This is a genomic window from Nocardia sp. CDC519 (genome assembly GCF_059509835.1).
Genome location: NZ_CM183377.1, coordinates 1,236,933 through 1,250,908 on the forward strand (window position 1 = coordinate 1,236,933; position 13,976 = coordinate 1,250,908).

Genomic DNA, 13,976 nt, shown 5'->3' on the forward strand with positions numbered 1-13,976 from the left:
CATCATGCCTTCCGCTGCTCTTCCTGGGTGCGGACCGCGTTCGCGCCCAGCACCTTCACCAACACGAACGCCACCGCGAAGATCATCAGGAAGGTGATCGTCGACAGCGCGGCGGCACTGTTGGGACCTTGCCGGACCTGTTCGACCACCAGCATCGACACCGTGCGGGTGGCGGGGTTGTCGGCGGTCATGATGGCGGGCAGGTCGTACATGCGCAGCGCGTCCATGGTGCGGAACAGGATCGCGACCAGCAGGGCGGGCTTGAGCAGCGGCAACGTGATGTGCAGGAAGCGCTGCCAGGCCGAGGCGCCGTCGACCTTCGCCGCCTCGTAGACGTCGTTCGGGATCACCTGCAAACCGGCCAGCAGCAGCAAGGCCATGAAGGGCGTCGTCTTCCATACGTCGGCCGCGATCACCGCGAACCGGGCGGGCCATTCGTCGGAGGTCCACAGGATCCCGGTGCCGAGCACCCGGTTGACCACGCCGTCGTACTGGAACATGAATTCCCACAGCCGCGCCGTCACCGCGGTCGGGATCGCCCACGGGATGAGCACGGCGGCGCGCAGCAGCGCCCGGCCCTTGAAGGTCTTGCCCATCACCACGGCCATCGCGAGCCCGAGGATCACCTCGAGCGACACCGTGACCACGGTCAGGAACAGCGTGACGCCGATGGCCAGCCAGAATTGCGAGCCCAGGTTGCCGGTCGGGCAGTCGACGGTGCCCGCCGCGGTCTCGCACTGCTGCAGCAGCCAGTGCGTGTAGTTGGAGAACCCGGCGCTGCCGCCCTCGATGAACATGCCGGTTTCGGGGTCGATGCCGCCCGAATCCTGCTGGAACGACATCCACAGCGCCCGGAACACCGGGTAGCCGATGACCACGGCGAGCGCGACCAGCACCGGCGCGACGAACATCCACGCCTTACCGGAGCGCCGCAGCTCGTCGGCGATCACCGCGCCCCAGCCGCGCTTGTTCCGCGGTGGTTCATCCGCTTCGCCCGCGCGCACCTTCCGCACGGCCGTATCCGTTCCCGAAGGATCCGACACCCGTTCTCTCCTCATCCGGCAGGTCGGGTCCGTCCGAACTTCCCGCTAACCGGCCGCCTCGATGCCCTTCTGCATGCCGATGATCGCATCGTCCACCGACTTCTCGCCCTTCAGGGCGGCGAAGGCATTGTCGCGGATGGCCTTCGACACCGCCGGGTAGAACGGCGTCACCGGGCGCGGCACGGCGTTGGAGATCGAGTCCTTGAGGGCGGGCAGGTAGGGCATCTTGGCGATGAGGGCCGGATCGTCGTACATCGATTCGCGCACCGAGGGCAGCGCGCCGGAGGCGACGATGTGCTGGGCGTCTTCGCTGATCAGGAAGCGAAGGAAGTCGAGCGCGGTGGCCTTGTTCTTGGAGAACGCGCTGATCGCGGCGTTGTAGCCGCCGAGGGTCGAGGCGCCGATGCCGGACTCACCCGGCAGCGGGGCGACGGCGAACTTGTCGCGCACCACCGACGATTCCGAGCCTGCGTCACCGAAGGTGGACGGCCACGAGCGCAGGAACATCAGCTTGCCCTGGGTGAAGGCGGCGCCGCTCTCGGTCTCGGTGAAGGTGACCGCCTCCGGCGGGATGTCGCCGCGCTTGTAGGCGTCGACCAGCTTGCCGAGGCCGGCGCGGGCCTGCGGGCTGTCCACGGTCGGGGTCTTGCCGTCGGATCCGACGAAGGTGCCGCCGTAGGCGTTGATCACCTCGGCGGTGTTCACGGTCAGGCCCTCGTAGTTCTTGAGCTGGCCGGCGTAGCAGCCGATGTTGTTCTCCCGCGCGATATTGCACATGCCGAGCATCTCGTCCCAGGTCTTGGGCGGGTTCGGCACCAGGTCGGTGCGGTAGAACAGCAGGCCGCCGTTGGTGTTGCGCGGGGCCGCGTAGAGGGTGTTGTTGTAGGTGGCGCTGGCCACCGTCGGCGGCAGCAGGGCCGAGGTGTCGATGGCGAAGGAGTCCTTCAGCGGCTGGATCCAGCCCTTGGCGGCGAACTCAGCGGTCCACGGCACGTCCATGGCGAACACGTCGTAGTCCGAGGACTTTGAGCGCATGTGCTCGACCAGGTCGTCGTACTGCTGGGAGGCGTCGTTGGACTGCTCCTTGTAGGTGACCTGCTCGTCCGGGTGGGCCGCGTTCCACCGGTCGATGAGCTGCTTGACGACACCCGTCTCGGTGGTGTCCTTGCCCTCGACGTAGGTGATGGGCCCGCGTCCGGTGAGGTTTTCACTGGTCGGGTTGCCGCCGCTGTCGCTGGTGCACGCGGTGGCGAAGGCCGTGGTCAGCACCGCCGCCGAGGCCACCGTGAGCGCGGCACGGGACACGAGAGCAGCACGTAGGGACACCTTCTTCAAAGCCATCGCGGAAACTCCAAGGTCGAGACGTGAGCGGCAGCACACCCGGCGGTGCACAACGCAACATACATGTTGATCACCCGACGCGCCCGGGCATGTCGGTCGGTATGCCTAGGCTGGTTCGCGATGACTGTCGCAGATCCCGCCCCGGACAAGATGCTGACCCGCATCGGCGGGCTGCTGCGCAAGGCCGAGTCGACCGACAACGAGCACGAGGCCGAAGCCTTCCTCGCCGCCGCGCAACGGCTGGCCACCCGCTCCTCGATCGATCTGGCCGTGGCGCGCGCCCATGTGGCCGGCCGCGAGCGCAGACCCACGCCGATCCAGCGGATCATCCCGATCGGCGAGCCCGGGCGTAAGGGCCTGCGCACCTACGTCCAGCTGTTCGTGGCTATCGCCTCGGCAAACGATGTGCGCTGCGATGTGGCCAGGACCTCCACCCAGGTCTACGCCTACGGCTTCGACTCCGATATCGACACCTGCGAGGCGCTCTACACCAGCCTTCTGGTGCAGATGGTGCGAGCCTCCGACCAGTACATCAAGTCCGGCGCCTACCGGTCGGCGACGGTGGAGAAGATCGTCGTCGAGGTGCGCGGCGGCCGCCGGGTGCGCCGCCGGGTGCAGGCGCCGGTCGCCGCGGTGACGGCCCGGCTGAACTTCCAGATGGCGTTCGCGGCTCGTATCGGCAAACGGCTGGCCGAGGTGAAATCGGAAGTGGAGACCGAGGCCAGCGCCGAACCCGCCGCCGCGTCCACCGGAACCGCGCTCGCCCTGCGCAACAAGGAGATCGAGCTGGTCGATTTCTACACCCGCACCTCCGAAGCTCGCGGCACCTGGCGCGGCCCGCAGGCGTCCACCGGGTACGCGCCCGCCGCTCGCACCGCGGGCGACCGCGCGGGTCGCGCCGCCCGCCTCGGCACCTCCCCTGAACTCCCCGCCCCGCGCGGCCGCCTCACCGCACGCCGCGCGGACTGACCGTGTCCCGGCCTCCTGCCCGGCCCAGCGCGAACGAGCCAATCACGATCGCGCCCGCGCACCACCGCGACAGCTTCAGCGTCTGCGGTCGGCGTCGCGGATGCCTCGGGTCGAGCTGGGCCTGGAGCACAAGTGCCCGCCGACCGCGGTACCTCGACCGGCGCCACGTCACCGTGCCCGCATCCCAGCCGACGTGTCGTCCACGTTCCACCGTGGTCCATCCGGCGTGGATGAGCCGGCCGACCCCCAGCGCAGCGCGGGTGGTGCCGTGATGAGCGTGCGAGACAGTCAGCGGGCCCGGGTCTATGACGCCGAGCAGTTGGTGCGCGGTGCGTTCGATCGGGCCGACGAGTTCGGCAACCGCACCGTGGAGGTGTTCGGTTCGCAGATCACCTTGCCGGTGGAGCGCCGGTTCGCCTCCGTCGAGTCGGTGCAGACCTATTGCGATCGGGTGCTGGCATTGAACTGGGTCGCGCGGCAATGGGCCCGGGCCGGCACGCCGGTGCGGGTGCGTTCCCGAGTGGGCACCACCGCGGCCCATTACGAGGCCGACGGCGCGGTGCTCGCCGTCCCGCTGCATACCGGCGGAACCGCCTGGGCGCTGCGGGAATTGGTGGTGCTGCACGAGCTGACCCATCATCTCGAACCGCGTCCGGGTGAGCAGGCCCCGCACGGCCCCGAATTCTGTACCAGATACGTCGAATTGGTAGACGGCGTGATAGGCCCGGAAGCGGCGCTGCTGCTGCGCGGCACCATGACCGGTTGCGGCGTGCGTTTCGGTTGATCCGGCCACGCACTCGAACGGAAATGTCGTAGTGCTCACAGCCGCCCGCTCCGCGTAACCGTCAAGGGGGCTGGACCGAAGGGTGTATCCGCCGCGCACCGAATATCGTTGGTCGAGAAGGGCTGCCGATCTCGTTTCGTTCCGGCGAAAGGCTGTCCACGACATGTGGGTTCACCATCCACACCGGCCCGGGGCCGGTTCGCCTCGACGTTTCGGTGACCAACACCGGCTTCGTGCCCGTTCCGCCGGTGCGCTGCTCCGGCACCACGCACATCCGCTGACGCGGTGATCCGGCTGCCGGGCTACCGGCGGCCGAGGAGGGCGTGTACTCGGTCGAAGCGGTCGTGCCACCAGGCGGTCCGGTCCGGGTCGGGATGCCGGTAACGCTCCAGCAGGTCCGGGTCGGGCGCCGGTGGTGTGCGCGGGACGGGGAGGTACCCGTCCACCGGTAGCAGTGGTTCGGCCACCACATCGCCCTCGAACAGCGCGACGGTGCCGAGCCCGCAAGCGAAGTCGAGCCCGGGCAGCGTCGCGGCGAGCGCGACCTGCGCCGACAGCCCGACGCTGGTCTCCAGTGCCGAGGACACCACGCACGGGAGTCCGGCGGCATCGGCGACCTCGAGCGCGCGGCGCACTCCGCCCAGCGGTGTGCACTTCAGCACCGCGATATCGGCGGCGCCCGCGACCGCCACACGCAGCGGATCCTCGGTCCGCCGAATGGATTCGTCCGCGGCGATCCGCACCTCCACTCGCCCGCGCACCGCGGCCAGTTCGTCGATCGTGCGGCAGGGCTGCTCGACGTATTCGAGACCGCCTGCCGCCCGGTCGATCTCGCGGATATTCCGTACCGCGGTCTCCACATCCCAGAGCGCGTTGGCGTCCACCCGCACCGCACCGTCCGGGCCGAGCGCATCACGCACCGCCTCGACCCGCGCCACATCCTCCGATAGCGAGCCGGGATGATCGGCCACCTTCACCTTGGCGGTGCGGCACCCCGACCCCGCGACGATGGCATGCGCCCGTTCCGGCCCGACCGCGGGCACCGTGCAGTTCACCGGTATCCGATCCCGCACCGGCGCGGGCCAGCCGACCGTCACCTGCTCGACGGCGGTGGCCAGCCACTGCGCGGCCTCCCGGTCGTCGTACTCGGGAAACGCGCAGAACTCACCCCAGCCGAGCGGCCCGCGCACCAGCATCCCCTCGCGCACGGTGATGCCACGGAACCGGGTGCGCATGGGCACCGCGTACACGCCGACGGCTTCGACCTCGCTCATCGTCAGCAGGGTAGTCGGCTCGGTCCGGACGTGGATTCGCCCTCGGTATTGCCGCGCCGCCGCGTCGCCCGCACACTCGAACTGTGCGACGGCGAATCCCGGATCTCGCACGCGCGATCCCCGCGACCCTGATCACGGCCGGAACCGGCTGGGTGACAATCCAATTGCTGGAGTGGTACGAGCTGACCGGCCGCGAGTCGGCACGCCCACACGACCTGACGGCCGCGTACGCGATCGCCGTCGTCGGCTTCGCGCTGACGATCGGCACCGTCGTCGTGTCCGTGCTCGATGCCGTCCGGAGCCGACGCCCGATCGGCTGGGCGCCCTTGATCGGCGCGCCACTGTTCGCCGGAGCCTGGGTGTGCGGATTCCTGGTCGCCATCTTCACCGCGCCCGGCTGAGGCGGTCCGGGATCGGGGCGTGTGAGCTCGAACGGGCGGGCCGGGCGCCGATGTGCCCTCGGGTGTACACCCGACCCGCCCATCCGCGCTCGCTCGCTCGCCGCACGTTCGGTTCAGAGTCGTTCGACGATCGTCGCGTTCGCCAAACCTCCTGCCTCGCACATTGTTTGCAGACCGAATCGCGCGCCACGTTCCTGCATGGCGTGCACCAGAGTCGTCATCAGCCGGGCCCCCGATGCGCCGAGGGGATGCCCGATCGCGATCGCTCCGCCATTGACGTTCACTCGGCTCATATCGGCACCCGTGTCGTGTGCCCAGGCCAGCACCACCGGTGAGAATGCCTCGTTGATCTCGATCAGATCGATATCGGACAGCTGTAGTCCGGCCCGCCGCAAGACCTTTCGGGTGGCCGGGATCACCGCGGTGAGCATCAGCAGCGGATCGTCACCGGCGACGGCGAAGCTGTGCAGCCGGGCGAGCGGTCGCAGACCGAGCTGAGCGGCCTTCTCACTGGTCATGATCAGTACGGCCGCGCTGCCGTCGCTGACCTGGCTGGCCGTCGCCGCGGTGATCTGCCAGCCGATCTGCGGAAACCGTTCGGCCATGGCGGGGTCGTAGTAGGCCGGGCGCAGGCTCGCGAGGGTGTCCATGGTGCTGCCCACCCGGATGCCCTCGTCGGTGCTCAGTCCGGCGATGGGTGCGAGCTCGGCGTCGAATCGTCCGTCCTTGGTGGCGGCGGCCGCCTTGTCGTGGCTGGTCAGTGCGAATTCGTCGAGCTGGGTGCGAGTCAATCCCCAGGTGGCGGCGATCAGTTCGGCGCTGATGCCCTGCGGCACCCACCCCTCCGGATAGCGCTCGGCGAATCCGGCACCGGACGGATCCTCGGTGCCGATCAGGCTCGCGCCCATCGGCACCCGCCCCATCGATTCCACGCCCGCGGCGACCACGATGTCGTAGGCGCCCGAGATGACGCCCTGTGCCGCGAAGTGAATGGCCTGCTGACTGCTGCCGCACTGGCGGTCCACCGTGGTGGCAGGCACCGACTCGGGAAAGCCTGCGGCCAGGGCGGCGCGGCGGGTCATATTCACGCCCTGCTCACCGACCTGGGTGACGATGCCGCCGATGACGTCGTCGATGAGCTCGGGATCGATGCCGCTGCGCTCCACCACCGCGCGCAGGCTGTGGGCGAGCAGGTCGACCGGGTGGACGTCGTGCAGGGCTCCATTCGGCTTGCCCTTGCCGATCGGCGTGCGGACTGCCTCGACGATGACCGCGTCTCTCATGGTTCTTCCTTCCGATCGCGTCACATCTGACTATGACGCTATATAGCCAGGGTACGTCTGGCAATAGTGGAGGCAAGTCAGGGTCGGTATGATGCTGGTCATGGCAGCCGTGATGGAAGGGCCTCTCGCCGACCTCAGCTCATGGAAACCCGAGCACTGCTCGATCGCGAAGGCGCTCGACGTGGTCGGCACTCGCTCGGCCATCCTGATATTGCGCGAGGCCTATTACGGCACCACCAGATTCGACGGCTTCGCGGCACGAGTCGGCATCACCGACGCCGCGGCCGCGAGCCAATTGCGCAAGCTCACCGCGGCAGGGCTGCTGGAGAAACGCCCCTACCAGGACGAAGGCAAACGAACCCGCCATGAGTACGTGCTCACCGGCAAGGGTCGCGATCTGCTGCCCGTGGTGCTGGCGTTGATGCAGTGGGGCGACACCTACTTGCAGCCCGGTCCCGCGCCGTTGCAACTGGTCGAGGAATCCACCGGGGCGCCGGTGCGCGTGCAGGTGCGCAGCGAATCCGGACGAGAGATCGCGCTCGAGCAGCTCGGTGTGCGGCTGAACGAGGAGTGGGTGCGGTCCAGAGGTGGGCCGGGCGCCGACCGCACCTAGCGTGTCGAACCGCTGCGAGATTCGTCCGCCCGGTACGAGCCGGGCGGACGTGCGGTCTCAGTTCAGCCGGCGTCCGTCGTCGGCGGCGAAGAAGTAGGTGTGTTCCGGGTCGGCGGTGAGCAGCACCCGCTCGCCCTTGGCCGGCGGGTTACGCCAATCCGCGCGCGCCACAATAGTTTCGCCGGCATCGTCGGCGATGGTGCGTCCGTAGATGTAGGCGTCGGAGCCGAGTTCCTCGACCACGTCCACCTCCATCTCGATCCCGGCGCCGCCCTTGGTGAGCGCGGAACCGTCCCCGCCGATCTCCAGATGCTCCGGCCGCACGCCGACGGTCACCGAGCCATTGCTCGCGTCGGCCACCGAGCGCGGCAGCGTCAACCGGTGTCCGCCGAGAGAGACGGTGCCGTCGGAGACGGGCAGGGTGAACAGATTCATCGCGGGCGAGCCCATGAACCCGGCGACGAACACGTTGGCCGGATCGCGGTACAGATCGCGCGGCGAGGCGCACTGCTGCAGCAGTCCGTCGCGCAGCACGGCGACCCGATCGCCCATGGTCATGGCCTCGACCTGGTCGTGGGTGACATACACCGTGGTGGTGCCGAGCCTGCGCTGCAATTGCGCGATCTGGGTGCGAGTCTGCACCCGGAGCTTGGCGTCGAGGTTCGACAGCGGCTCGTCCATCAGGAACACCTGCGGCTGCCGCACGATGGCGCGACCCATGGCGACGCGCTGCCGCTGACCACCGGACAGCGCCTTGGGCTTGCGGTCCAGGTAGGGCTCGAGGTCCAGCAGTTTCGCCGCCTCCAGCACCCGCTGCTTGGTCTCCGCCTTGTTCACCTTGGCGAGCTTGAGCGCGAAGCCCATGTTCTCCGCGACGGTCATGTGCGGGTAGAGCGCGTAGTTCTGGAACACCATCGCGATATCGCGTTCCTTCGGCTCGGCGTGCGTCACGTCCCGCTCGCCGATCAGGATCCGGCCGCCGTTGACCTCCTCCAGACCGGCCAGCATCCGCAGCGAGGTGGATTTCCCGCAGCCGGACGGCCCGACCAGGACCAGGAATTCACCGTCGGCGATCTCCAGGTTCAACTGGTCGACAGCCGGTTTACCAGCGCCCGGGTACAACCGGGTGGCCTGGTCGAAGGTCACCGTAGCCACGGCAGATCACTTCCCTTCACCGGCAGGAACGTGCCGGACGATCCGAGTAGAGGGTTCCGGCGGATCTTACGTGCGGTGCGCTCGCCCCGCAGCGCCGGTCGGTGTGGGCCGCGCCGCCGCGGGGGCCGATCCGGGGCGCCGGGCACCTATCTCACCGGGCGGTCGGGACGTACCGCAGCGTTCGGGGAGCGAGCTGCGCGCCGGACCGGAGGGTGGCCGCATATGCACGCAGCGCCGCCCGGTCGCGCGCGCTCACGGTGACGCCGAGTAGTTCGGCGGCGCGTTCGTGCAGCAGCCCGCGGATCGCATAGCCGGGTGTCAGTCGCGGCACCCACGCGTCGGGCCGCAGTGCCTGCGGGGCCAACTGCGCACCGTGGGGTGTGAGGCGCAGCCGGGTGGCGCAGACCTCGGCGAAGTAGTGCTGGAATTCGGCCCACGTTTCGGGCATGTACCGCGCCGACACGCCGTAAAGCCGGTACCAGTCACAACATTCGGCGTACAGCTGTTCGTGCTCAGCGGCCGAGAGCGGGACGTCGAAGGTGTTCACCGCGGTGAACAGGGTGTCGACGTAGGTCGCGTGCTGGAAATGGAACAGCTCGGGGTGCAGCGCGTGATAGCGGCGCCCGAGCTGATCGCGCCCCTTCACGTGCTCGTGCCCGTACCGGATGATCGGGCGCCCGTCGCGTTCGTCGTAGGCCAGGCGAATCATCTGCAGAACCGTGCGCCGCTTGTGCCACCAGAGCCGATACGGGACGTGGTCCACGAACGCGGTCGCGATCGCCGGATGCAGGATCTGCAAGGTCACCGCACGCGGCAGCGCCAGCAGGAAGCGCCGGTCACCCAGATGTCGTCGTAGTAGCGAACCGGATTCGCCGTCCTTCCGGTGACCAGCCATGTGCACCACCATTTCCGACGCGGAACCCGCCGATCAGTCGATGAGATTGTGAGGCAATATATCTCTCACTCTATCAGCCGGGCCATGGCTGCGCGCGGTTCGCCCGGCCGGAATACGCGCACGGCGGTAGCCTCGGTCGGGCAAGCGCCCCGAGCGACGAGGAGTCAACGCGATGAGCCGACCGGTTCGTGTGGGAGTTCAGCTGCAACCGCAACACGCGTCCGAATACGGCCTGATCCGGGACGCGGTGCGGCGGGCAGAGGACGCGGGCGTTGACATCGTCTTCAACTGGGACCACTTCTTCCCGCTCACCGGCGATCCCGACGGCGCGCATTTCGAATGCTGGACCATGCTCGGCGCGTTCGCCGAGCAGACCGAGAGGGTCGAGATCGGCGCGCTGGTCACCGGCGGTGGTTATCGCAATCCGGATCTGCTCGCCGATATGGCGCGCACCGTCGACCACATCAGCGGCGGCAGGCTGATCCTCGGGATCGGCGGCGGCTGGTTCGAACGGGATTACGCCGAGTACGGCTATGAATTCGGCACCCCTGGCACCCGGCTGGACCTGCTGAAATCGTCCCTGGCCCGGATCGACGCGCGGATGAAGAAGCTGAATCCGCAGCCGGTACGCGATATCCCGATGCTCATCGGCGGTGGCGGTGAACGCAAAACGCTGCGCCTGGTCGCCGAACACGCCGACATCTGGCACAGCTTCGGCGATCTCGAGGTCTTCACCCGCAAGAGCGGCATCCTCGGGGGCCATTGCGCCGCCGCGGGCACCGACCCCGGGCGGATCGAGCGCTCGGTGAGCTGGCCGGGCCGCAGCCTGGCGCCCGCATTCCTCGAGGCGGGCGCGACACTGTTCACCGTCGGCGTCAGTGGCCCGGATTATGACCTGAGCCGCGTCGTGGAGGCGATCAACTGGCGCGACGAGATCAACCCGGAGCCGATCAGTGGGATCGCCTGATACCTGTCGCGGCGGTCGCGCGGAAGGTTCCCGCGACGATCGGGGGCGGCGCGAGCCGACGCTTCTCACTCGATCGAGTCGGAACCCGCGACCGGCGTCCTCCGATTAGCAGCGCGTTGTCCGGCGGTTGCGGCGGGATTTCTCGCACCGTGGTCGAATCCGCCGGAACGGGCCGATCCAGTGGTCACCGACCTCGTGCCCCCGGCTCGCGCCGGTAGCCGCCGGATAGCCTGAGCTGGGCGGCTAGGGTGTTCTCCCATGGCTGGTCTGCTCGCTGTGCGGTCTCGTGTGTTGATCGCCGTGATATTGCTCGCCGTCGTCGGCTTGGCGACGGCCTGCGGTTCCGGTGACGGCTCGTCGGCCCGCGATCTGTGCGCCCCACCCGGGGTCGAGGCGGCCGCGGCCGCGCCGAAGAACCTGGCCTCACCGGCCAAGGCGGGCGAGGACCGCTACACCACGCCGGCCACGGTGCCGCTGGAGTCCATCGACATCTCCAAGCTGGGGCTGATCACCCCGGGCAAGCTGAGCGTCGGCACCCTGTCGGACGCGCCGCCGAGCATCTGCGTGAACTCCGCGGGCGCCTTCACCGGTTTCGACAATGAACTGCTGCGCGCGGTCGGCGCGAAACTGGGTCTGCAGGTGGAATTCTCCGGCACCGAATTCGCGGGCCTGCTCGCGCAGGTAGCCGGTGGGCGTTTCGATGTCGGCTCGTCCAATATCACCACCACCGAAGAGCGCAGGCGGATGGTGGACTTCACCAACGGCTACGACTTCGGCTATTTCTCGCTCGTCGTCGCCGACGGCAGCCCGATCGGCAGTTTCGACGATCTGGGCCCGAGCAGCCGGGTCGCGGTGGTGCAGGGCACGGTGCAGGACGAATACGTCGTCAACACACTGGGTTTGGATCCGGTGAAGTTCCCGGATTACAACACCGCCTATTCCAACCTGAAATCCGGGCAGGTCGATGCCTGGGTGGCGCCGTCGGCGCAGGCCGAGGGCGCGATCTCGCCCGGTGACGGCACGAAGATCGCCGAGAACTCCTTCAGTCTGGAGAATTTCGCGGCCTGGGCGGTCGGCAAGAACAAGCAGCCGCTGGTCGACGCGCTCAACGCCGGTCTGGACGCGGTGATCGCCGACGGCACCTACGCCGAGCTCTACAGCAAGTGGGTGCCGCGCGAATTGCCGCCGGGCTGGAAGCCGGGCTCGAAAGCCGCCCCGGTGCCGGAGCTTCCGGATTTCGCCGCCATCGCCGCCGAACGCGCACCGGCCGAGCAGACGCAGACCGAACCGAAGTCGACGCTGGAGCAATTGCGCGACACCTTCTTCGATTGGTCGCTGTACCGGCAGGCCTTCCCGGATCTGTTCAAAACCGGCCTGCCGAACACATTGATCCTCGCGGTCGTCTCCGGTGTGCTCGGCACCGCGATCGGCATGTTGCTCGCGGTGGCGGGTATCTCGCGCAGTCGGTGGCTGCGCTGGCCGGCCCGGATCTACACCGACATTTTCCGTGGCCTGCCCGCCGTGGTGATCATTCTGCTGATCGGCCTCGGTGTCGGCCCGGTGGTGCGCGATCTGACCGGAAACAACCCGTACTGGCTGGGTGCGGTGGCATTGGCGCTGCTGGCCTCGGCCTATATCGGCGAGATCTTCCGCTCCGGCATCCAGTCGGTGGAGCCGGGCCAGCTCGAGGCCGCCCGCGCCATCGGCTTCGGATACCGGCAGGCGATGACGCTGGTGGTGATCCCGCAGGGCGTGCGCCGGGTGCTGCCCGCACTGATGAATCAGTTCATCGCGCTGATCAAGGATTCGTCGCTGATCTATTTCCTCGGGCTGCTCGCCGCCCAGCGTGAGCTGTTCGCCGTCGGCCGTGACCTCAACGCGCAGACCGGCAACCTGTCCCCGCTGGTCGCGGCCGGTCTGGTGTATCTGCTGCTGACGATTCCGCTCACCCACCTGGTGAACTACATCGACCGGCGCATGCGGACCGGCCGCCCCGATCAACCCATCGACCCGGTCGAACAGGCCGCGATCACGGAAGGGCGTGGGTAGATGAGCGCCTCACTCACCGGCACCGGCCTGCGGCTGAAGCTCGGGAACAACGAGATCCTGCGCGGTGTGGACATCCACGTCGACGCCGGCAAGACCACTACCGTCATCGGGCCGTCCGGTTCCGGTAAATCCACGCTGCTGCGGGTGCTCAACCGCCTGCACGAACCCGACGCCGGCGACATCCTGCTCGACGGCACGTCGGTGCTCACCGAGGACCCGGATAAGCTGCGCCAGCGCATCGGCATGGTGTTCCAGCATTTCAACCTGTTCCCGCACAAGACCGTGGCCGAGAATGTGGCGCTCGGCCCGCGCAAGCTGCGCGGATTGTCCAAGGAGCAGGCGCGGGCGCTGGCGCTCGAGCAGCTCGAGGTGGTCGGGCTGGCCGGTAAGGCCGATTCCCGCCCGGCCAATCTGTCCGGCGGCCAGCAGCAGCGGGTGGCGATCGCGCGGGCGCTGGCCATGAAACCGGACATCATGTTCTTCGACGAGGCCACCTCCGCGCTCGACCCGGAGCTGGTCAAAGGTGTGCTCGCGCTCATGTCGGATCTGGCCGCTGGCGGCATGTCGATGATCGTGGTGACCCACGAGATGGGCTTCGCCCGCAGCGTTTCCGACAGCGTGGTGTTCATGGACGCCGGTCAGGTGGTGGAGACCGGCAGCCCCGACGCACTGTTCGACAATGCGGAGACGCCACGACTGCGCCGATTCCTCGACCAGGTGCTGTAGGGGCCTGCTTCATCGGTCGGTCCCGGCCTCACAACCGGCGCTGGTCGCCTCGGCGAATCCACGCCGGTCGTCCGGCGTGGCGATTTCGTCGCTACCACGCATTCATGCGCACTTGATAATGTGTGAGGTGCTCTTCGGTTCCGCCCGACCCACACGGGAAGAAGGATTCTGATGACGACAGCACACGCTCAGCACACCGAACACGAGCACAAGCACGGCCCGGCCTGCGGGCACGTCTCCGTCCCGCACGGCGACCACGTCGACTACGTGCACGACGGCCACCTGCACCGCGAACACGAAGGCCACTACGACGAATGTGAGGCCGGCGGCCACACCGAATGCTCCCCGCACGACCACGTCCACGGCGAGGGCTGCGGGCATGTCGCGGTGCCGCACGGCGATCACGTCGATTACATCCACGACGGTCACCGCCATGCTTCGCACGACGGGCATTACGACGACCACTGAGTTGTTGA

General features: G+C 68.2%; 14 protein-coding genes. 8 read left to right on the forward strand and 6 right to left on the reverse strand.

What is annotated here, in order from left to right; translation table 11 throughout:
* Positions 1-2 precede the first annotated feature (2 nt).
* Positions 3-1,043: a carbohydrate ABC transporter permease gene (locus tag AC5W7N_RS05460; RefSeq protein WP_375139422.1), complete on the reverse strand. Its 1,041-nt coding sequence runs from the start codon at positions 1,041-1,043 to the stop codon at positions 3-5.
* A 45-nt stretch (positions 1,044-1,088) separates the two neighbouring features.
* A complete protein-coding gene (locus AC5W7N_RS05465) occupies positions 1,089-2,384 on the reverse strand; it encodes an ABC transporter substrate-binding protein (protein ID WP_495923366.1) in 1,296 nt (431 codons plus the stop codon).
* Between the two features lie 120 nt (positions 2,385-2,504).
* Between AC5W7N_RS05465 and AC5W7N_RS05470 the strand changes: the two genes are divergently transcribed.
* Complete coding sequence (locus AC5W7N_RS05470) at positions 2,505-3,353, forward strand: DUF2786 domain-containing protein (protein WP_495923367.1); 849 nt, start codon at positions 2,505-2,507, stop codon at positions 3,351-3,353.
* A 271-nt stretch (positions 3,354-3,624) separates the two neighbouring features.
* Positions 3,625-4,137 carry a TIGR04338 family metallohydrolase gene (locus tag AC5W7N_RS05475; RefSeq protein WP_228806631.1) on the forward strand — a complete coding sequence of 171 codons (513 nt, stop codon included), beginning with the start codon at positions 3,625-3,627 and terminating at the stop codon, positions 4,135-4,137.
* 302 nt (positions 4,138-4,439) lie between these two features.
* On the opposite strand, the gene AC5W7N_RS05480 is transcribed toward AC5W7N_RS05475, so the two are convergent.
* A complete protein-coding gene (locus tag AC5W7N_RS05480; RefSeq protein WP_495923368.1) occupies positions 4,440-5,411 on the reverse strand; it encodes an o-succinylbenzoate synthase in 972 nt (323 codons plus the stop codon).
* An 83-nt stretch (positions 5,412-5,494) separates the two neighbouring features.
* Between AC5W7N_RS05480 and AC5W7N_RS05485 the strand changes: the two genes are divergently transcribed.
* Complete coding sequence (locus AC5W7N_RS05485) at positions 5,495-5,812, forward strand: hypothetical protein (protein ID WP_163816423.1); 318 nt, start codon at positions 5,495-5,497, stop codon at positions 5,810-5,812.
* A gap of 113 nt (positions 5,813-5,925) precedes the next feature.
* Here AC5W7N_RS05485 and AC5W7N_RS05490 read toward each other — a convergent pair whose 3' ends face one another.
* A complete protein-coding gene (locus AC5W7N_RS05490) occupies positions 5,926-7,095 on the reverse strand; it encodes a thiolase family protein (RefSeq protein WP_163816421.1) in 1,170 nt (389 codons plus the stop codon).
* 88 nt (positions 7,096-7,183) lie between these two features.
* Between AC5W7N_RS05490 and AC5W7N_RS05495 the strand changes: the two genes are divergently transcribed.
* Positions 7,184-7,708 (forward strand): winged helix-turn-helix transcriptional regulator, encoded by a 525-nt coding sequence (locus AC5W7N_RS05495; RefSeq protein ID WP_163816419.1) that lies wholly within the window; start codon positions 7,184-7,186, stop codon positions 7,706-7,708.
* A 57-nt stretch (positions 7,709-7,765) separates the two neighbouring features.
* Here AC5W7N_RS05495 and AC5W7N_RS05500 read toward each other — a convergent pair whose 3' ends face one another.
* Positions 7,766-8,863: an ABC transporter ATP-binding protein gene (locus tag AC5W7N_RS05500; protein WP_163816417.1), complete on the reverse strand. Its 1,098-nt coding sequence runs from the start codon at positions 8,861-8,863 to the stop codon at positions 7,766-7,768.
* A gap of 151 nt (positions 8,864-9,014) precedes the next feature.
* Positions 9,015-9,758, reverse strand: coding sequence for an oxygenase MpaB family protein (locus AC5W7N_RS05505; protein WP_194991185.1), 744 nt, complete (start codon positions 9,756-9,758; stop codon positions 9,015-9,017).
* A gap of 172 nt (positions 9,759-9,930) precedes the next feature.
* Between AC5W7N_RS05505 and AC5W7N_RS05510 the strand changes: the two genes are divergently transcribed.
* The 4 genes from AC5W7N_RS05510 (at position 9,931) to AC5W7N_RS05525 (ending at position 13,968) form a co-directional block, all read left to right on the forward strand.
* Complete coding sequence (locus tag AC5W7N_RS05510) at positions 9,931-10,725, forward strand: LLM class F420-dependent oxidoreductase (RefSeq protein WP_195020294.1); 795 nt, start codon at positions 9,931-9,933, stop codon at positions 10,723-10,725.
* Between the two features lie 258 nt (positions 10,726-10,983).
* Complete coding sequence (locus AC5W7N_RS05515; protein WP_194991183.1) at positions 10,984-12,774, forward strand: ABC transporter substrate-binding protein/permease; 1,791 nt, start codon at positions 10,984-10,986, stop codon at positions 12,772-12,774.
* A complete protein-coding gene (locus AC5W7N_RS05520) occupies positions 12,775-13,500 on the forward strand; it encodes an amino acid ABC transporter ATP-binding protein (RefSeq protein WP_163816409.1) in 726 nt (241 codons plus the stop codon). It abuts the gene before it with no gap.
* Positions 13,501-13,671: 171 nt separating this feature from the next.
* Entirely contained in the window at positions 13,672-13,968 is a 297-nt protein-coding gene (locus tag AC5W7N_RS05525) for a hypothetical protein (RefSeq protein WP_195006866.1), read from the forward strand.
* The last annotated feature ends 8 nt before the right edge of the window (positions 13,969-13,976 follow it).